Annotated in this window: 17 protein-coding genes and 3 tRNA genes; 15 read left to right on the top strand and 5 right to left on the bottom strand. The window is 64.2% G+C overall.

Annotated elements, in window-relative coordinates; genetic code table 11:
- Nucleotides 1-40 precede the first annotated feature (40 nt).
- The 11 genes from grxD to QMZ26_RS17630 all read left to right on the top strand — a co-directional run bounded on the left by grxD (nt 41) and on the right by QMZ26_RS17630 (nt 13,549).
- Entirely contained in the window at nt 41-361 is a 321-nt protein-coding gene (gene grxD / locus QMZ26_RS17580; RefSeq protein WP_079221360.1) for a Grx4 family monothiol glutaredoxin, read from the top strand.
- Complete coding sequence (locus tag QMZ26_RS17585) at nt 358-1,134, top strand: SDR family NAD(P)-dependent oxidoreductase (protein ID WP_079221361.1); 777 nt, start codon at nt 358-360, stop codon at nt 1,132-1,134. The genes grxD and QMZ26_RS17585 overlap by 4 nt, the downstream gene beginning before the upstream one ends.
- Before the next feature lie 229 nt (nt 1,135-1,363).
- A complete protein-coding gene (locus QMZ26_RS17590; protein WP_108746349.1) occupies nt 1,364-4,606 on the top strand; it encodes a TonB-dependent receptor in 3,243 nt (1,080 codons plus the stop codon).
- Nucleotides 4,607-4,858: 252 nt separating this feature from the next.
- The gene (gene ppnN / locus QMZ26_RS17595) at nt 4,859-6,247 is read left to right on the top strand and encodes a nucleotide 5'-monophosphate nucleosidase PpnN (RefSeq protein WP_079221363.1); all 1,389 of its coding nucleotides are present in this window, start codon (nt 4,859-4,861) and stop codon (nt 6,245-6,247) included.
- 196 nt (nt 6,248-6,443) lie between these two features.
- On the top strand, nt 6,444-6,959 hold the full coding sequence (locus tag QMZ26_RS17600) for a GspH/FimT family pseudopilin (protein ID WP_283222203.1): 516 nt from the start codon (nt 6,444-6,446) through the stop codon (nt 6,957-6,959).
- Entirely contained in the window at nt 6,956-7,456 is a 501-nt protein-coding gene (pilV, locus tag QMZ26_RS17605) for a type IV pilus modification protein PilV (protein ID WP_283222204.1), read from the top strand. The genes QMZ26_RS17600 and pilV overlap by 4 nt, the downstream gene beginning before the upstream one ends.
- Nucleotides 7,453-8,625, top strand: coding sequence for a PilW family protein (locus QMZ26_RS17610; protein WP_283222205.1), 1,173 nt, complete (start codon nt 7,453-7,455; stop codon nt 8,623-8,625). The genes pilV and QMZ26_RS17610 overlap by 4 nt, the downstream gene beginning before the upstream one ends.
- Nucleotides 8,626-8,628: 3 nt before the next feature.
- Nucleotides 8,629-9,147, top strand: a complete 519-nt coding sequence (locus QMZ26_RS17615) for a PilX N-terminal domain-containing pilus assembly protein (protein WP_283222206.1) — start codon at nt 8,629-8,631, stop codon at nt 9,145-9,147.
- 11 nt (nt 9,148-9,158) lie between these two features.
- Nucleotides 9,159-12,962: a PilC/PilY family type IV pilus protein gene (locus QMZ26_RS17620; RefSeq protein WP_283222207.1), complete on the top strand. Its 3,804-nt coding sequence runs from the start codon at nt 9,159-9,161 to the stop codon at nt 12,960-12,962.
- Between the two features lie 15 nt (nt 12,963-12,977).
- A complete protein-coding gene (locus QMZ26_RS17625; RefSeq protein WP_283222208.1) occupies nt 12,978-13,400 on the top strand; it encodes a type IV pilin protein in 423 nt (140 codons plus the stop codon).
- 72 nt (nt 13,401-13,472) lie between these two features.
- A tRNA-Asn gene (locus QMZ26_RS17630) sits at nt 13,473-13,549 on the top strand.
- A 60-nt stretch (nt 13,550-13,609) separates the two neighbouring features.
- Here the strand turns inward: QMZ26_RS17630 and QMZ26_RS17635 are convergent.
- On the bottom strand, nt 13,610-14,158 hold the full coding sequence (locus QMZ26_RS17635) for a GspH/FimT family pseudopilin (RefSeq protein WP_283222209.1): 549 nt from the start codon (nt 14,156-14,158) through the stop codon (nt 13,610-13,612).
- Nucleotides 14,159-14,311: 153 nt separating this feature from the next.
- Here QMZ26_RS17635 and uvrB point away from each other — a divergent pair, with 153 nt between their 5' ends.
- The 3 genes from uvrB to QMZ26_RS17650 all read left to right on the top strand — a co-directional run bounded on the left by uvrB (nt 14,312) and on the right by QMZ26_RS17650 (nt 16,686).
- The gene (gene uvrB, locus QMZ26_RS17640; protein WP_200732018.1) at nt 14,312-16,333 is read left to right on the top strand and encodes an excinuclease ABC subunit UvrB; all 2,022 of its coding nucleotides are present in this window, start codon (nt 14,312-14,314) and stop codon (nt 16,331-16,333) included.
- Nucleotides 16,334-16,437: 104 nt separating this feature from the next.
- A tRNA-Val gene (locus QMZ26_RS17645) sits at nt 16,438-16,512 on the top strand.
- A gap of 99 nt (nt 16,513-16,611) precedes the next feature.
- Nucleotides 16,612-16,686: transfer RNA gene (locus QMZ26_RS17650), tRNA-Val, on the top strand.
- An 86-nt stretch (nt 16,687-16,772) separates the two neighbouring features.
- Here QMZ26_RS17650 and QMZ26_RS17655 read toward each other — a convergent pair.
- The 4 genes from QMZ26_RS17655 to QMZ26_RS17670 all read right to left on the bottom strand — a co-directional run bounded on the left by QMZ26_RS17655 (nt 16,773) and on the right by QMZ26_RS17670 (nt 18,855).
- Complete coding sequence (locus QMZ26_RS17655; protein WP_283222210.1) at nt 16,773-17,252, bottom strand: hypothetical protein; 480 nt, start codon at nt 17,250-17,252, stop codon at nt 16,773-16,775.
- A 69-nt stretch (nt 17,253-17,321) separates the two neighbouring features.
- Nucleotides 17,322-17,588, bottom strand: coding sequence for a hypothetical protein (locus QMZ26_RS17660; RefSeq protein WP_108759604.1), 267 nt, complete (start codon nt 17,586-17,588; stop codon nt 17,322-17,324).
- A gap of 179 nt (nt 17,589-17,767) precedes the next feature.
- Nucleotides 17,768-18,055, bottom strand: a complete 288-nt coding sequence (locus tag QMZ26_RS17665) for a hypothetical protein (protein ID WP_079221374.1) — start codon at nt 18,053-18,055, stop codon at nt 17,768-17,770.
- A gap of 32 nt (nt 18,056-18,087) precedes the next feature.
- Nucleotides 18,088-18,855 carry a MipA/OmpV family protein gene (locus QMZ26_RS17670; RefSeq protein ID WP_079221375.1) on the bottom strand — a complete coding sequence of 256 codons (768 nt, stop codon included), beginning with the start codon at nt 18,853-18,855 and terminating at the stop codon, nt 18,088-18,090.
- A 143-nt stretch (nt 18,856-18,998) separates the two neighbouring features.
- Between QMZ26_RS17670 and QMZ26_RS17675 the strand changes: the two genes are divergently transcribed.
- Nucleotides 18,999-19,670 (top strand): response regulator transcription factor, encoded by a 672-nt coding sequence (locus QMZ26_RS17675; protein WP_079221376.1) that lies wholly within the window; start codon nt 18,999-19,001, stop codon nt 19,668-19,670.

The raw sequence follows: 19,670 nt of genomic DNA on the forward strand, positions 1-19,670 counted from the left end.
CCACTGCGGTCGGTTTGTCCGGCGAAGCAAGGAGTGAGGTGTGGCGGTAATGCAGCAAATCCAGGCCGAGGTGGATCGTTACCCGCTCGTGCTGTTCATGAAGGGCACCCCGCAATACCCGATGTGCGGCTTTTCCAGCCGTGCCGTGCAGGCGTTGATGGCTGCCGGTGCCGTCGCCCTGCGTACGGTCAACGTGCTTGAGGAACCGGAGATCCGCGCCAACCTGCCGCGCTTCTCCAACCTGCCGACGTTCCCGCAGCTGTTCATCAACGGGGAGTTGATCGGCGGCTGCGACATCGTCATGGAGCTGTTCGAAGCCGGCGAGCTCAAGCGCATCGTCGAAGAGGCCACCCAGGGATGAGTGCCTGGCCATCGACGTCGGCGACCGATGCGGCGCTCGATGGCCGTCCGTTGCAGGATCGCGTGGTGCTCATCGCCGGTGCCGGTGGCGGGCTGGGCAGTGCCGCAGCCGTCGCGGCCGCCGAAGCCGGGGCCACTGTGGTGCTGATGGGCCGCAAGCCGCGGCGACTGGACCGGGTCTATGCCCAGGTGCAGGCCGTGGGCCCCGAGCCCCTGCTGTATCCGCTGGACCTGGAAGGCGCCGGCCCCGATGACTATGCCGAACTGGCCCAGGCCCTGCAGCGCGAGCTGGGGCGGCTGGATGGCCTGCTGGTCTGTGCCGCGCATTTCCCCGGCCTGACCCCCTTCGAGCTGGCCGACCCGGCCAGTTTCGCCCGCGCCGTGCACGTCACCCTGACCGCCCCGGCGTGGCTGGCCCAGGCCTGCCTGCCGTTGCTGAAACAGCAGGACGACGCGGCCCTGGTGTTCGCCGTCGATGCACCTGAAAGGGTGGGGCAGGCCTACTGGGGCGGCTACGGCGTAGCCCAGCACGGGCTGCGCGGGCTGATCGCCAGCCTGCATGATGAACTCGGCCGCAGCCCGGTCCGGGTCAGCGGCCTGTATCCGGGCCCGCTGCGTACCGCGCTGCGCGCCCGTGCCTATTCAGTTGACCAGGATCCGGCCGCCCAAGGCCCGGAAAAGGCCGCCGCAGCGGCCGTTGCGCTGCTTTCCGCCGGCGGTGCCGCTTGGCGCGGGCAGGTACTTGACGCCAGTCACACTACTGACGCGAGTTAAGTGGACGATAAGACGGAATGAAGGTTCCGTCACGAACTCGTTGCGATCCCGTGCCGTTTGTCGCACAACCGTCACAATGAAGGCGTAGCGTGTTAATCTAGTGTTAACCGTTGCGGCAGCTGCCGTTCACGGTAGGGAACCCCAGATAAATGTCCAGTCAGCCGCCCGCAAGGCTGGTTGGATGCGCTTTTTTTCCGCCATCGCCAACTCGCATCGAGGCTACCGAAAAATGACCCACCCACTCCGGATGTCCAAGCTTACCCTTGGTCTCGTGGCTGCACTTGCTGCCGCTCCCGCCTTCGCCCAGAGCACCTCCGCCGGTGTCGGCGGCCAGGTCGTGTCCGCTGCAGGCCAGCCTGTGGCCGGTGCTGAAGTCACCATCACCCACACCGAGTCGGGCACCGTTTCGCGTGCCACCACCGATGCGTCGGGTCGTTACAACGCGCGCGGTCTGCGCGTGGGTGGTCCGTACACCATCACCATCAACAAGCCGGGTGAAGGCACCAAGACCGAAGAAGGTGTCTTCCTGAACCTGAACCAGGTCAACACCGTCAACGCCAACCTGGCCGGCGATGTGGCTGCCACCAACCTGGACGCCGTCAATGTCGTCGCCACCGGTGGCGGCCTGGACATCTTCAGCGCCACCAAGATGGGTACCGGCACCAACGTCACCCGCGAAACGATGGACGCGCTGCCGTCGGCCAACCGCAACATCCAGGACTACGTCCGTCTGGACCCGCGCATCTCGCAGGTCAGCAAGGCTGACGGCGCGATCTCGGCCGGTGGCCAGAACACCCGTTACAACGCCATCCGCATCGACGGCATCAGCGCCTCCGATCCGTTCGGCCTGGGCTCCAACAACCTGCCGACCGAGCGTCAGCCGGTGTCGATGGACGCCATCCAGGAAATCAACATCGACCTGGCCAACTACGACACGACCATCGCTGGCGGCACCGGTGCGGTGATCAATGCCGTGACCAAGTCGGGCACCAATGAATTCCACGGCACCGTCTACGGTTCCTACCGCGACAAGGACATGGTCCGCTCGCGCCTGGAAGGTGACACGCAGGACTTCAACGGCTTCGAAGACGAGAAGACCTACGGCATGACCTTCGGCGGCCCGATCGTCAAGGACAAGCTGTTCTTCTTCACCAACTATGAAAAGTACGAGCGTTCGGCCGCCGGCATCAGCCTGAGCGACACCCCGATCGGCCGTGGCACCATCACCCAGCAGCAGATCACCGATGTCCAGAACTATCTGGGCAATCTGGGCTATGACCCGGGCACCCTGTCGGCGCCGAACAGCAAGACCGAGATCGAAGAGTACGCGGTCAAGCTGGACTGGAACATCAACGAGAACCACCGTGCGGCCCTGCGCTACAACAAGATGGAGCAGAACGTCGTTCGCTTCCCGCAGGTCAGCAGCAGCGCCATCTCGCTGAGCAACTTCTGGTACCAGCAGCCGACCGAATACGAAACCTGGATGGGCGAACTGTTCAGCGACTGGTCGGACAACTTCTCGACCGAATTCAAGGTCTCGCACAAGGATTACTCGGCCAACCGCGTTCCGCTGGTCGACATGCCGCAGATCCGTATCCGTTCGGGCAATGACTCGCTGTACGTGGGTACCGAGCAGAACACTCACGTCAACATCGTCGAGTCGAAGGAACTGAGCGCGTTCGGTGCCGGTACCTGGTACGTCGGCGACCACACCGTCAAGTTCGGCTTCGATTACTCGAAGAACGACCTGATGAACTTCTACGGCCGTAACCTCAACGGCGTGTACGAATTCAACAGCGTCAACGATTTCCTGGCCGGCAACGCCTCGCGCTACCAGCTGCGTACCCCGCGTGCCGATGGCACCCGCGCTGACATCCCGGCTGACTTCACCCTGAAGAACACCGGCGTGTTCGTGCAGGATACCTGGGCGATCAACTACAACCTGAGCCTGATGTTCGGCGTCCGCGTCGACATGCCTGACTTCAGCACCCAGCGCCTGTACAACCCGCGCATCGAACAGCTGTACGGCTTCAACAACACCAAGCTGGTCGACAAGGAACTGGTGCAGCCGCGTGTCGGCTTCAACTACACCTTCGACAGCGAGCGTCCGACCCAGCTGCGCGGCGGCGTGGGCCTGTTCGGCGGCGCTGCCCCGAACGTGTGGCTGGCAGGTGCCTACCAGAACACCGGCCTGAACTACGTCGAGTACGACGAGCGCAACCCGCCGGTCGGTTCGTTCACCCCGGATGGCAACAATCCGTACATCCCGGCCGGTGGCCCGGCTTCGGCCCGTCAGAACGTGGATATCATCGCGCCGGGCACCCGCCTGCCGTCGGTGTGGAAGGCCAACCTGGCCTTTGACCACGAGCTGCCGTGGTACGGCATCGTGGCTTCGGCCGAACTGCTGCTGACCAAGGTCAAGGACGGCATCTACTTCGACCGCCTGGACGTCGGCACGCAGACCGCGGTTGGCCCGGATGGCCGTGCGATCTACTGGAACGCTGCGGGCCGCAACCCGAACAATGGCCGCATGAGCAATGGCCAGAACTTCGGCATCACCACCGGCACCAGCGGTGCAGTTGATCGTGCCAACCGCCCGAGCGACATGGGCGATGTGCTGGTCCTGCGCAACACCGACAAGGGTCGTGGCAGCCAGGCTACCTTCTCGCTGGCCAAGCCGCTGACCGAGAACTGGGGCTGGTCGCTGGGTTACACCTACACCCAGTCCAAGGAAGTCAGCCCGCTGTCCAGCTCGCAGAACACCTCGAACTGGAACAACACGCTGATCTTCAACGCCAACGAGAACGTTGATTACAACTCTCGCTACGCGATCAAGGACCGCATTACCGGCACCCTGGAGTGGAAGCACAACTTCTTCGGTGACAACGCCACCCGCGTCGGCCTGTTCTACGAAGGTCGCTCGGGCCGTCCGTACAGCTACATCTTCTACAACGATGCCAACGGCGACGGTGCAGCCACCAACGACCTGTTCTACGTGCCCAGCGGCCCGGGTGACGTGCTGTTCGGCAGCGTGGTCGGCGGTCGCTTCGTGCAGGATGCGGCCATGGAGAAGAGCTTCTTCGACTGGCTGGCAAAGACCCCGGAACTCGACGCCTATCGTGGCAGCGTGGTCCCGGCGAACGAGCACCGCGCCAAGTGGATCAACTCCTTCGACGTCCGCATCAGCCAGGAATTCCCGGGCTTCATGAAGGAGCACAAGGGTGAGATCGCGCTGGACATCATGAATGTCGGCAACCTGATCAACAAGAAGTGGGGCCTGATCGACGACTACGGCTTCTACTCGACCCGCCGCGTTGCCAACTACGGCGGTATCGATCCGGCCACCGGCAAGTACGTGTACTCGTTCACCGGTGCGACGGACAACCCGCAGATCCAGGAAAACAACAACGACAAGGGCAACACCGGCGTGTCGCGCTGGTCGATGCAGCTGACCCTGAAGTACAAGTTCTGATCCGTCAGCACTTGAAGCGGTAAAAGGAAACGGCCGGGGAAACCCGGCCGTTTTCCGTTCAGGCGAAAGTCCTTGCGGTGGTGCAGGCAGGGGCGTAGCATCCGCTCTCGTGCGCGGCGGAATACGCCGCCTGGCGGTCCCGGAAAGGCGAACGCGGGCAGCACATATCCAACGGTCGGGTTTCCCGGCCGTTTTGCTTTTTAAGGGGGCGGCAGTACAGTCGGAAACCTTGAAGGAAGCGAAAAGTTGGATATGACGACGAACGAAAAAGCAGCCCGCGCGCTGCCGGTGCAGGATGCGCGGATCTACCCGCGCGGTGGGCTGGATGTGCTGTCGCGGGCCGAGGTCGCGCGCCTGCGCGATGCCTCCGGTGGTGGCATGCACGAACTGCTGCGCCGCTGTGCGCTGGCGGTGCTGACCAGCGGCAGTGCTTCGGACGATCCGCGCGCGGCGCGTGATCTCTACCCTGATTTCGACATCCAGGTGGCGCAGCAGGATCGCGGCGTGCGCATCGACCTGGTCAATGCCCCGGCGATGGCCTTCGTCGATGGCGAGATCATCCGCGGCGTGGCCGAACTGCTGTTCGCCGTGGTCCGCGACCTGGCCTACATGGCCATCGAGATGGGCCCGGCCTATGCGGCCGAGCTGGAGTCTTCCGAAGGCATCACCAACGCGGTGTTCGGCCTGCTGCGCAACGCGCGCATCCTCAACCCGGGCGACCCGAACCTGGTGGTCTGCTGGGGCGGCCACTCGATCGGGCGCGACGAGTACCTGTACACCAAGCAGGTCGGCTACGAGCTGGGCCTGCGTGGCCTGGACATCTGCACCGGCTGCGGCCCGGGCGCCATGAAGGGCCCGATGAAGGGCGCAACCATCGCCCATGCCAAGCAGCGCAAGACGGTCACCCGTTACATCGGCCTGACCGAGCCGGGCATCATCGCGGCCGAGTCGCCGAACCCGATCGTCAACCACCTGGTCATCATGCCGGACATCGAGAAGCGCCTTGAGGCCTTCGTCCGCATCGGCCACGGCATCATCGTGTTCGCCGGTGGCGTCGGCACCGCCGAAGAGATCCTGTACCTGCTCGGCATCCTGCTGCGCGAGGAAAACAAGGACCTGCCGTTCCCGCTGATCCTGACCGGCCCGACCGTGGCTGCGCCGTACTTCGAGCAGATCGACCGGTTCATCCGCCTGACCCTGGGCGACGCGGCGGCCGAGCGCTACGAGATCATCATCGGTGACCCGGTGGCGGTCGCCCGCAAGATGGCCAGCGGCATCAAGCAGGTGCGCGAGCACCGCCTGGCGCAGAAGGATTCGTTCTTCTTCAACTGGTCCATCGAGATCCCGTGGGAGTACCAGCAGCCGTTCGTGCCGACCCACGAGGCGATGGCCGCGCTGGACCTGCACCACGGCCGGGCGCCGCATGCGCTGGCCGCCGACCTGCGCCGGGCGTTCTCCGGCATCGTGGCCGGCAACGTGAAGGAAGACGGCATGCGCCGCATCGAAGAGTTCGGGCCGTTCCAGATCCATGGCGACGCGGACATGATGCAGGCCCTGGACGCGCTGCTGCGCGCCTTCGTCGAGCAGCGCCGGATGAAGATCTCCGGCGAGTACCAGCCCTGCTACCAGGTGCTGGCCTGACCGGCCGGGGCGGCTCACCACGCCGCCCCGGGAAGGGGCCCCTCCGGGGCTCCGGCCCTTCTCAAGGGCCTCCGGAAGGGCAGGGCGTGTCAACGCTTTGACGCCCGTCGCCCCGTTCTGACCGTTCATCCTGCCGCCGCTTGCCGGCGGCAGCCGGGTGCGCCATCGTGGCCACCAACACGCTGGGGAGCGTTCCATGTCACTACGCCGGTCCAAGGGCTTCACGCTGGTCGAGTTGATGATTACGTTGATCGTGTTCGTCGTCCTGGCCGCCATGGCCTATCCGAGCTTCACTGGCATGATCAGGTCCAACCGGATAAGTGCCGGTAACAACGAAATGATCGGCCTGCTGTCGCTCGCGCGCAGTGAAGGCATTCGCAACAACAGCGGTGGCGGGGTGTGCGGCAGCAGCGACGGCACCGCTTGCAATGGAAGTTGGAACGATGGCGTGATGGCCTGGACCGACGCCGATGGTAACGGCGAGTTTGGGGCCGATGATACGGTCCTGCGCTTTACTGCCGGCAACCGCAACGTCACCGTGGGAGCGCCGGATCCGGACGTCATCGCCTTCGATGCACGTGGACGCAGGCGGGCGGTACCTGACCAATCAATCACGCTGACTCCGGCGGACTGCAAGGCAGGCGAGGCCAGTCGTACCCTGACCGTGAACCTCTCCGGTCAGGTCCGCTCGACCAACGGGACCTGCTCATGAATCGCAACTGCTCCGGCTATTCCAGCCGCAGAAAAAGTGCAGGCTTCAGCCTCCTGGAAGTGCTGATCGCGCTGCTGGTGCTGGCTTTCGGCCTGCTGGGGTTTGCTTTGCTGCAGACCATGAACGTGCGCTTCGTGCAGAGTGCGGGCCAACGCACCCAGGCCACCAACCTCGCTTCGGACCTGATAGAGATGATGCGGGTGCAGCGCACGGCGACACTCAACGGAGGTGCCTACACATCTGCGTCCTTCAATGCGGGTGATGTGGCTGCGACTGCCTCGCCTTGTACGTGGCCGGTAGGCGCCGATGCCACAGCCGAATCCAAGAATATCGCCCGCTGGCAATGCCAGGTTGTCAAGGTTCTAGGTGACAAGGCGTCGGCCAATGTCAGTGTCGACGATGGGCTTGTGACCGTCGGCATCGGCTGGGGGGACGAGCGCTGGGACCCGGACAATGCCGATTCCATCACCACCTTCACCCTGGTCACCCGTCTATGAATGCTTATGCGCTAAGCGCCCGTAGGTCAATTGCGGGCATGTCGCTAGTCGAGCTGATGGTTGCGATGGTCATCGGCATGATCCTCATGCTCGGGGTCGTGCAGATATTCATGGCCTCGCACGCGGCGTCGCGGCTGTCCGAGGGTGCTGCACGTACGCAGGAAAATGCGCGATTCGCGCTGGATTTCCTCGAGCGTGATATCCGCATGGCCGGGCATATGGGTTGCGTCAACGACCAGGCCCATGTGATCAAGGACAGTCAGAGCATCCGTGTGCATGTCGCTGGCATCACCGAGGGCGACGGTAGTCCGCTGGACTTCGCTATTCCGATTCAGGGCTATGAAGCAGAGGGCACGGCCCCCGGCGATGCGCTCACCATCGGTGAGAACTGGTCGGCGGCAGCGAATACGCCCGGTGCGATCAGCGGCCTGACGCCGGAACCGATTGGTGGCAGCGACATCCTGATGATGCGTTATCTCAGTTCGGAAGGTTCGCCGGTGCTGAGCATTGCCAATGGTACTGATTCCGAGGTGACTATCGCCTCCGACGCCGCCGCGCGCCTTTCGGCAGGAACAGCTACGACGCCGTCGCTTTTCGCTGTTTCCGACTGCAGTCGGGTCGACATTTTTGCCGGCAGCCTGGCGGAGAACACCATTACCGCCACTGCGACCAACCTGGGAACCTACGCGGCCAACAACGCGGTGACCATGGTCTATCGCGCAGAAGCGGTGGCCTATTACGTGGCGACCAATCCTGCAAACGAGCCTTCGCTGTACCGGGCCCGGGCCAATGGCGACGGTTCGTTCGAAACCGGCGAGGAACTGGTGGAAGGTATCGAGAGCCTGCAGTTCCTCTACGGATTGGACAGCGAGGAGAACATCAGCAGCGTCGATCCGCCGACCGGGAACATTACCATCCAGCGCACCGCGTCAGATGTGAGCACTGCTGCCGATGAAACTGCTGTAGCCGCGTGGCGCCGGGTGGGCATGGTGCAGCTGGGCATCCTGGTACGTAGCCCTCAGCCGGCCTCGGCCGAACAGGCCGACACCAACGTCGCCCAGCTGGGTGTGCTGGGGGTTGGCATCAATCCCCCTGCAACCAATGATCGACGCTTCCGTTCCTCGTATGAGGTATCGGTGGCGCTCCGCAATCGACTGTTCGGGAACTGAGCCATGACTCCCTCCTTCCGCCAGTTCCACGCTCCCGGTCACCAGCGCGGCGCGGTGCTCTACATCGCCCTCATGCTGCTGATCCTGCTGTCGCTGCTGGGTATTGTTGGCATGCAGGTTGCGAGCATGCAGGAAAAAATGTCGTCCAATTACCGCGCGGTGAACGTGGCGTTCCAAGCCGGCGAGCAGGCCGTGCGCGATACCGAGCGTTCGATCGAGGCGCTGGACAATAACACCGGCGACGCTGGCAGCCTCACCGCGGAAGACATCCAGCGGCTGTGTGACGACGGCTACGATCCCACCCGCTGGGCGAATGAACAGACCCTCGCCAACGCGCCGGTGGTGAACGTGCGGCGCATCGAAGCCTGCATCCAGGGCGAGGCATCGCTGGAAATGGGCATGCCGGAGAGTGAAGAACCGACGCGTGTGTACCAGATCACCGCCTACGCGTCTGATCGCGACGACGACAACAATAACGAAGGCACCTCGTCTGCTGCCATCGATACCGTATTCAAGCTCTGAGGACTGTCATCATGCTCACCCGTAAGACCAAGATCTACGCTGGCTCGGGCCTGCTGCTGATGGCGGGCGTCGGCTGGATGGCGTATTCGCTGTTCGCCGCGCAGGGACAGGGCAGCCTGGCCCAGGCGCCGCTGAACGTGAAGGTGTCGGCCACGCCGTCCTTCATCATGGCCGTGGATGATTCCGGCTCGATGACCTTCCAGACCCAGTTCCCCGGACAGGACGGTACGGCATGCTGGAGCTCCGTCCGGACGAGCTTCTTCACTTCTTCCGGGGCGCTGAATACGCCGGCCTCCATCAGGAACGCTTCCAATACCGCCAACCAGGGCGAATGTAGCTACTTCTACGTATTGCCAGGGCCGCGCATCGGTGCGGGTTATTACGGGTTGCCGCAGTTGGATATCTACGGGTTCGCCCGCTCGGCCGCCTACAACCCGACCTATTACGATCCAGCCGTCAAGTATGAGCCCTGGTTGGGGGTGTTCACCAACAGCGGTGTGGAGAGCATTTCCGCCTACCCGAACGCCTCTACGAGCAGCACCAAGATCGACCCGCGCAATGCGGACGTGGTTGCACTGGCGTCGGCGCGCCTGGGTGTCACCGAGGGCGACGTCTCCCGGATGCAGAGCGGAATGACCATTCCTGCCAATACGCCCTACCGCACCGCCACGGCCAACTACGATTTTCGAGGTAACTTCACCGGTTTCACCTTCAGTGGCGTGCAGGCAAACACCAGAGGCGCGACTTACAACTCTGCGGGTTACGCCAGCATCCAGTACATCCCAGCTACGTTCTTCATGCCATGGACGGGTACCAACGACGCGCGCCCGCAGTTGGCGGGCACTACGGGTGCGTACGCCAGCGTCAGCCGGACCAAAGTTGATAACGCATGTGGCACCAACTGCCACATGTGGAAGTACACCATCGCCAGCACGGATACGGTGGCAATGCAGAACTTCGCCAACTGGTACTCCTACTATGGCAATCGCAACCGGGCCATGATCGCCGGGATGACACGTGCCCTCGACGTCAACAACATGAACGTGGGCTATTTCAAGATCAATGACCACCAGAAGTACAACGACTTCGAGGATGCCAGCAAGCGGCTGGCTATCCGTGCGATGGGCACGCCGTCCGAGAAGGTTGCGCTGTACAACTCGATGATCGCATTGACCGCGTCGGGTGGAACGCCGAACCGGCAGGCGGTCAACTCCGCCGGCATCCAGTTCAAGCGCACCGACGCCAATGCGCCGGTCAAGCTGTCATGCCAGAAGAATGCGGTGATGTTGTTCACCGACGGCTACAGCAATGGCGGTGGGCCGACCGTTGGCAATATCGATGGATCAATGGGGGCGCCCTTCAACGACAGTCATGAAGACACGATGGCCGATATCGTGTCGCAGTATTACCTGAACCCGCTGCGTACCGACAGCCTGATGCCGCGCGGCCAAGTGCCTGTGCCTCAGGCGTGCAGTGCCGGGGGAGATCCTTCGTTGGACTGCAACAAGGATCTGCACATCAATTTCTACGGCATAACCCTGGGCGCGCGCGGCAATCTCTTCAATCCCAACCTGACCCAGAACCCGTACACCACGCCGGCGATATACAACAACTGGCCGGCTCGTGCGAACGACGACCCCAGCACCGTCGATGATATCTGGCACGCCGCCACCAACACCCGTGGCGAGTACATCAACGCGCGGACCCCGGCCGATATCACGGCCGCCATGCGTCGCGTGCTGTCCTCCGTGACCGCCGGCGCGGCACCTTCCGGCAGCCTGGCGCTGACCGGATCGCGCATCGGAACCGGCTCTCTTTCGATTACCCCGACCTTCGAGATCGCCAACGGAGAGACCGACTGGTTCAGCCGCCTGACGGCCTCGCGCCTACAGGTCAACGACGACCGCGAGGCCGAGTACGTGTCGGTTTGGGAGGCCGCAGCCAAGCTCGGGGCGCAGGCGTCGCGCAACATTGTGGCGACCAAGGGCGCAAGTGCGGTGAACTTCAATAGCACCAACATCAGCTTCTCTGACCTCTGCACCAAGCCGGGCACGCTCTACAGCGACATGGTCCTGTGCAGTGCATCGGAGGTCGAGGCGCTGGGGGGCAACATCGCTACCGCAATCGACTACCTGCGCGGCAATACGTCGCGCGAAGTGCGCAACTCCAATGGCATCTACCGCACACGCACCACTGTGCTTGGCGATATCGTCAACTCGAGCCCCGTGATCAGCTCGCCACGCGACGACTACGGTTACCAGCGCATAAGCGACGACTTCGCAACGAGCTACGCCGCGTACCTGCAGGAGAAGCGCGACAACGGCCGTTACATGGTCTACGTAGGCGCCAACGATGGCATGCTGCACGCCTTCGACGGTGGCATGGATGGTGCTGGAACCGCCAATAGTGCAGGTGGCACCGAGACGTTCGCCTATATTCCCGGGACCGCGCTTGGGCACATGGGCAATCTGTTTTACCCCTACAAGGCGGTCAGCAAGACCGACCAGAAGTTCCGCCATCGTTATTACGTCGATGGTCCTGTCGCCGTTGCCGACGTGCAGTTGAACAACAATTGGGCAACCGCGCTGGTGGGTACCGCAGGTGCAGGCGGTCGGTCAGTGTTTGCCTTGGATGTCACCACGCCTGGCAGCTTCAGCACGCGCAGTCGCTTGTGGGAGATCAGTGACGTCAACCTGGATCTCGCTGAAAACGTGCGGACCAACATCGGCCATGTACTCGGCAAGCCGGTGATCGTGCCGGTGAAGTCTGGCACGGGGGTCGCATGGAAGGCGATCTTCGGCAATGGCTATGGCAGCGCTGGCGGCAAGGCTGTGTTGTTCGTCGTTGACCTGGGTACGGGCAGCGTGCGGATGATCACGGCTACCGAGTCGGCCGACACGGCGCCGTCCGGCAGCAATGGTCTGGGTAACATCGTGGTGATCGACCGCTTCCGTCCGAATCCGGCGTCGAACCCGCCGCGTGGTCAGGAGTCGATCTATGGCCGTGATGGACTTGCCGATACCGTCTACGCTGCCGATCAGCGCGGTGCGCTGTGGAAATTCAACCTGGAAGACGCTGGCAATTCCGTTACGGTGCCGGTGTTCACGACGGCGCGGCAGACCGTCGCTGGTTCCTCGCAGGTATTCCGCCAGCCGATCACCGGGGGCATGACCACGGTAACCGGCTCAGGCGGCGGGGTCATGCTGCTGTTTGGTACAGGCAGCTTTTCCTTCAACAGCGATCCACTCGATGTGGCCGAGCAGTCGCTGTACGGCGTGAACGACACCAATGTGCGGCAGCCCACCGCGACGCTGTTACCTTCCGATCTCGTGACCTACAACGTCACCACGACAAACGGGGTGCGGTCGATCGAGGCTGAGGCGTTCTCGGGCGTGGCCAGTGGCTGGAACGTGAGGCTGCCGGGCTTGGGTGAGCGATTCGTTGGTAATCCGTCGGTCGCGGCAGGTGTGGTTTTCATGCCGACCTATCTGCCCAACTCGGGTGGAGAAGGCTGCTCCACCGAAGGTTCGAACTGGTTGTTCGGCTTGAGTCCGATTACTGGCGCGGCGGCGATGGAGCAGGCGCGTATCGGGTCGCCAACGGGTGATCCCTACGGATCGGGCGTCGCGGCGACCAGTCTCAATACTGGTGGTACCGCTCCAGTCAAGGACGTGAGCGTGGCAGTGGTGCCGCGCCTGGAGGGTGGCGGTGGCCCGGGCGATCGTGCCTGCTGGATGGTCGTGAATGTGGCTGGTGCGCAACCGCTGTATTTGCCGTATCCCTGTGGCCGCCAATCCTGGCGCCAGATTCAGTAAGCTGGAATCCTGGACATGATGAACAAAAGCAAAGTGTTTGGCAGCAAGGCCGCCACGTCAGGTTTCACACTTATCGAGCTGATGATCGTGGTCATCGTCCTCGCGGTGTTGGCGGCCATTGCCTATCCGTCGTACCAGCAGCACTTGCTCAAGACTCGCCGTGCGGTGGTGAAAGCGGACATGGTCGAGTATGCGCAGCGAGCCGAGCGCTACCATTCCGTGAACAACACTTACGCCGGCTTTGCCCTCCCCGCCGAGGAGTCGCCGCGCGAAGGCGGCGTCATCCGCTATCAGCTGGGCTTTGAAGGCGACGGCTCCACTTTCACGGTTACCGCGACGCCTCAGGGCGAGCAGGCCAAGGACGCTTGTGGAACCTTGACCGTGGATCAGGCCAATCGGAAGACCAGCAGCACCGGCGAACTGGCTGATTGCTGGTAAGGCGACGACGCAGTACACGAAGATGCAAAGGTGTTGCCCTTCTGGGAAACGCCCCGTATACTTCGCCTCCCCGCCCGAATAGCTCAGCCGGTTAGAGCACTTGACTGTTAATCAGGGGGTCGTTGGTTCGAGTCCAACTTCGGGCGCCAGATTCAAGAAAGCCGCGAGAATTCGCGGCTTTTTTGTGCGCGAATGGTCGTTGTGCGGTCTCAGTCGAGACACCGCCCGGGTGCATCGTGTCGCTCTGAGCGTATCCGCCCGCTGTTGTTGATGATGACTCGGCCATGCAGATGGTTGCCCCGGCAGATCCGCATGCTGAGGTTGCTGCCATAGGCCAGGCCATTACCCTGGTAGCGCAGTACGCCGCGGCCGTGGGTACTCAGGACTGCCCAGCCAGCGGGCGGGCTCCAGGGTTGATGGCGCAGGACCTCAAGGGCGGTCACGCTGCCATCCCGCTCGATGTACGACATCCAGCCCTGGCTCCAGTCCGCCCCCTCCAGGCAGCGCAGGCCATTCTGGGTGGGGCAGACCGAAACCCGCACATTGCGCTGGATCGCGATCATCCGCGCGGCCGCAAAATGGCTGCTCAACAGATGTCGGGTGGTGTCGGCCCTCTGCCGGTCGAGCAGGGCCTTGAATTCCGGTGCGGCAAGCGCGAAGGCGATGGCCAGCACGGCAAGGGCCATCATCAGCTGCAGCGAGGTCAGGCCGCGGTGGCTTTGGCGGGGCTTTGGCAGGTGAGGCAGAAGCGGCATCATTGCGCAGTGTATTCAGGGGCTACTGCCTGCAGTCTGAGCACGCGTCCCAAAGCAGGGCATCGGTGAGCGGCCTGAGTCATCGTAGGCAGGGCCCTCAACCGGCCGTCACCAAACCGGCCGCTATAATCATCATTCCCGGGACCTGGCAATACCATGAGCGACAGTTTTCAACTCGTCTCGCCGTATTCACCGGCGGGCGACCAGCCCAACGCCATCGCGAAGCTGACTGATAATTTCGAAGCGGGCATCGCCAAGCAGACGCTGCTGGGCGTGACCGGTTCGGGCAAGACCTACACCATCGCCAACGTCATCCAGAACGTGCAGAAGCCGACGCTGATCATGGCGCCGAACAAGACGCTGGCGGCGCAGCTGTACGGTGAGTTCAAGGCGTTCTTCCCGCACAACGCGGTGGAGTACTTCGTCAGCTATTACGACTACTACCAGCCCGAAGCCTACGTGCCGTCGTCGGACACCTTCATCGAGAAGGACAGTTCGATCAACGAGCACATCGAGCAGATGCGCCTGGCGGCGACCAAGACGCTGCTGTCGCGTCCGGATGCGATCGTGGTGGCCACCGTGTCGGCCATCTACGGCCTGGGTGCGCCGGAGGACTACCTGTCGCTGCGCCTGATCCTGTCCAAGGGTGAGCGCATCGAGCAGCGCGACCTGATCAACCACCTGACCCAGCTGCAGTACACGCGCAACGAGTACGAGCTGCAGCGCGGTACGTTCCGCGTGCGTGGCGAGGTGATCGACGTGTTCCCGGCCGAATCGGACAGCGAAGCCCTGCGCATCGAACTGTTCGATGGCGAGGTCGAGAAGATCACCATGTTCGATCCGCTCACCGGCGAGACCATCCGCAACATGCAGCGCTTCACCGTCTACCCGAAGACCCACTACGCCACCACGCGCGAGCGCGTCCTGGCCGCGGTGGAGACCATCAAGGTGGAGCTGAAGGAGCGCCTGGAGCAGCTGTACGCGGAAAACAAGCTGGTCGAGGCGCAGCGCCTGGCCCAGCGCACCCAGTTCGACATCGAGATGATGGCTGAAGTTGGCTTCTGCAACGGCATCGAGAACTACTCGCGGCACCTGACCGGCAAGAACGCCGGCGAGCCACCACCGACCCTGTTCGATTACCTGCCGCCGGACGCGCTGCTGGTCATCGACGAATCGCACGTGACCATTCCGCAGATCGGCGCGATGTTCAAGGGCGACCGCTCGCGCAAGGAGACCCTGGTCGAGTTCGGCTTCCGCCTGCCGTCGGCGCTGGACAATCGTCCGCTGCGCTTCGAGGAGTGGGAAGCGCGCTGCCCGCGTGCGATCTACGTGTCTGCCACACCCGGCCCGTATGAGTATCGGGAGGCCGGTGAGGAGATCACCGAACTGGTGGTGCGCCCGACTGGCCTGATCGACCCGGTGGTCGAGATCCGCCCGGTCGGTACCCAGGTCGATGACCTGATGAGCGAGGCCAACGAGCGCATCAAGGCAGGTGACCGCGTGCTGGTCACTACGCTGACCAAGCGCATGGCCGAGAACCTGACCGAGTACCTCACCGAACATGGCATCCGCGTGCGCTACCTGCATTCGGACGTGGATACGGTCGAGCGCGTGGAGATCATCCGCGACCTGCGCCTGGGCAAGTTCGACGTGCTGGTGGGCATCAACCTGCTGCGCGAGGGCCTGGACATGCCCGAGGTCTCGCTGGTGGCGATCCTGGATGCGGACAAGGAGGGCTTCCTGCGCTCCACCGGCTCGCTGATCCAGACCATCGGCCGCGCCGCGCGAAACGTGCGCGGCAAGGCCATCCTGTACGCGGACAAGATCACCCGCTCGATGCAGGCGGCGATCGATGAGACCGACCGCCGCCGTGCCAAGCAGGTGGAGTACAACGAGGAGCACGGCATCGTGCCGCGCTCGGTGGCGCGTCCGATCGTGGACGTGCTGGAAGGCGCGCGCTCGGACGCGGCCGAGAAGGAGTCCCGCAAGGGCAAGGGCAAGGGCAGGGCGGTGGCCGAGGATGCGGCCGATTACCGGTCGATGTCGCCGGCCCAGCTGGCCACCCGGCTCAAGGCGCTGGAGCAGCAGATGTACCAGCACGCCAAGGACCTGGAGTTCGAAGATGCCGCTCGCGTGCGCGACCAGATCCGGCAGCTGAAGGAGGCCAGCCTCGGCTGAACACGGCAGCGCAGCAATCTTCACAAAAGTGTTGCGCTTACCCGTCGTCATCCGTAATATACGCGGCCTGCACCGACGCAATCGCGCAAATGCAGAAGCAAAACGGGCGGTTAGCTCAGCGGTAGAGCACTACCTTGACATGGTAGGGGTCACAGGTTCGAACCCTGTACCGCCCACCACGAAGTCCCTTCCAGAGGGGCTGTCGTGACCTGAAAAGCCCGGCCCTGGCGCCGGGTTTTTACGTAGCAAGGCCAGCCTTCGGGCGGCAGGAACAAGATGGGCGGTTAGCTCAGCGGTAGAGCACTACCTTGACATGGTAGGGGTCACAGGTTCGAACCCTGTACCGCCCACCACCTGGCTCCCGGCATTGCCGGTGAAGCGGTGGAAACAGGAAAGCCGGCCCGATGGGTCGGCTTTTTTGTTGCATGGCGTCCGCCCCTCAGAACTGGATCATGCTGCACATCCGCACCGGTCGCTCGCTGCGCACCAGGCCCTTGTCCGCACGGCACTGGCGCACGCGCTCCTCGGCCTTGCTGCGGCAGTCCGGGCACAGCGCGGCCAGCACGCTGTCCTTGCCCTGCGCGGCAGTGCAGACGCGCTCGACGTGGGCGACGCGTGCCTCGCTGGCGCGCTCCGGCGAAAAGGCCTCGCCCATGGCATTGACGAAGCGATAGTCCGCGAACGGCTGCGGCAGCGCGCATTCCTGCCGGGTGCTTCCCACATACGCCGCTTCCAGCTGGCGGCGCAGCTGCGCGCCCTGGCGATCGCAGTCGGCGACCAGCGAGCGCGATGCGGCAGGCGTCAGCTGTGGGTTGACGTAGACCGGGCGGGTACGGATCTCGCTGCCGAACGGGCAGCAGGCCGCAAGCAGCACGACGGCAGGCAACAGCAGTGCACGGGCAACGATCCGGGTGTTCATGGCGCATCCTTTCGACAGGGCACCATGCTGTCACCGGGCGTGCCGGTCAGGATGAATCGCGGCTGGCGATCAGTGTGCGGCCGGTGTGCCGACACTGAAGCGATGACGCAGCTGCCAGTGGCCCTCGACCTGGTGCGCGATGCCCAGTGCGTGGGACCTTCCGCCTTCGGCGCGTTCCCAGCGCAGCACGCTGTCCTGGCGCAGGCGCAGCTGAAGGCAGAGGTCGTCCTTGCTGGCCGGGGCCAGTCCGGTGGCAGGCGCCTGGCCGGCCTCCACGCCGCCGGTGCCGACGCTGGACAGGACCGCGTGCAACAGCAGCAGGGCAAGCATCGGCATGGCGCGGTGCTCCGGACAGGGGAGCCCAGCGTGTCACCGGGGCAGGCGGACCGGAACCGGCATGCGACGAAGCCGGGAAATGCGCGTGCCAAGGGCTGGCAGCGCGGATGAATCCGGGCGCTGGCGGCCTGATCCGCGCGGGAGGGGCCTTGCGGCGCGGGCGGGTCGTGCCGCGACGCTCAGGCCGCGGCGTAGACCTGGCGCAGGTTGCGCAGCGTCGACTGGCGATGGGCCGTGGCGCAGGGCTCGTCCATCTCCAGTTCCTGCAGCCGCAGGCCGACCAGGGTCATCGACAGCGCATAACCGCGGGCCGCGTCGGCCACGCGCGACAGGCCGAGGGCGTGGCGCACCAGTGCATCGATGTGGGCCTGGTCCGGCATCAGGCCGAGATAGGCGCGCTCGGCACTGTCCAGGTCAGGCGCACGCAGGATCGCGTGCGCATCGGTGGGGAAGGAAACGGAGGCCATGGGGGTGTCCTTGTCCGTTGCAGCGCGCTCGATCAGAACGAGCGCATCAGGGAGATGAAAGCGGAGTTCTGCGCGCCGCGGCGGGCCATCGGGCTGTCCTTGACCGCATCGCCGAACCACTGGCTGGCGACCACGCCGGTGGCGCGCCATTTCGTGCCCAGCGGTGTGCTCACCGCGATCTGCAGGCCTGGCGACGTGGCGCTGCCCGGCGCATAGGCGGCCAGGCCCGACCGCAGCGCTTCTTCGTCACTGATGCCGTAGTAGTAGTCGAGCAGGCGCGCACTGCTGTGCACCACGCCCACGCGCGGCACCCAGGTGAAGCGGCCGGCCTGGATGGGATAGCTGTAGTACAGGCTCGATTCGAGGCCGCCACCGTGGCCGCTGACCTCGCGCTTGACGCTGGCCGACAGTGCGCCCCAGCCGGCGCTGTACTCGGCGCTGACGCCGGCCATCGCCGACATCTGCCGGCTGTGCAGGCGGCGCAGCTGCGCATCGTTCACGTCATCGGTCTTGAAGCGCAGCGTGTACGGCGTGACCACCGCAGATACGCGCAGGCCCTCGTCCTTGTACAGGTACATGCCCAGCGAACCGGGGCTGGCGTAGAAGCGCTTGCCCTGCCATGCCAGTGCCGGCACCACCAGCGGCTTGTCATCGTAGTGCGCGTAGGCACCGGTGGTCGCGCCGAAGGTGATGCCGGCCTGCACGCCCGGTGCCTGTTCCTGGGCCTTGGCCAGCAGCGGCGTGGAGAGAACGACGGTGCACAGCAGGGGGCGCAGCAGGGTACGGGACATCGGGAGCATCGAGGGGCACTTTGCAGGGAACCGCGTTGCATCCTGACGGCACAACATTGTCGGAACATTGCGCCCCGGCAATGTCCGCGCAAAGGCCTCCGAGGTGCCCGCAGGCACTATCATCGGCAGCGTTTCCGGTAGCCGAGCCAACGATGCGCATCCTCCTGGTGGAAGACGATCCCGACCTCTCCCGTGCCCTGCAGTCCGGGCTGGAGCGCCAGGGCGTGGTCGCCGATGTGGTCGGCAGCCTGGCCGAAGCGGCGCTGGCCCTGCGCGAACCCGTGCACCAGCTGCTGCTGCTTGACCGCCAGCTGCCCGACGGCGATGGCGCCGGTTTCGTCGCCACCGCGCGTGCGCTGCGGCCGAACCTGGCGGTGATCATGCTGACCGCCAAGGGCACGCTGTCGGACAAGGTCGAAGGACTCGATGTCGGCGCCGACGACTACCTGGTCAAGCCGGTGGCGATCGAGGAACTGATGGCGCGGATCCGCGCGGTGTCGCGGCGGCCGTCGGCGATGGTGACCCCGAGCCTGCGGCTGGGAAACTTCGAGTTCGATTTCGAATCGCTGCAGGCGCAGGTGGACGGCCAGCTGCTGGCCCTGCCGAGGCGGCAGGTGCTGGTGCTGCAGGCGCTGGCGATGCGGCAGGGGCGAACGGTCACCCGCAGCGCGCTGGAGGCGGCGGTGTACGGCTTCGATGATGAGATCCAGTCCAACGCACTGGATGCGCACATCTCCAAGCTGCGCAAGGCGCTGCAGCAGGCGGGTGCGGGCGTGGAGATCCACGTCATCCGTGGCGTCGGCTACCTGCTGGCGGAGACCTGA

Source organism: Stenotrophomonas sp. PFBMAA-4 (assembly GCF_030053215.1).
GTDB lineage: Bacteria > Pseudomonadota > Gammaproteobacteria > Xanthomonadales > Xanthomonadaceae > Stenotrophomonas.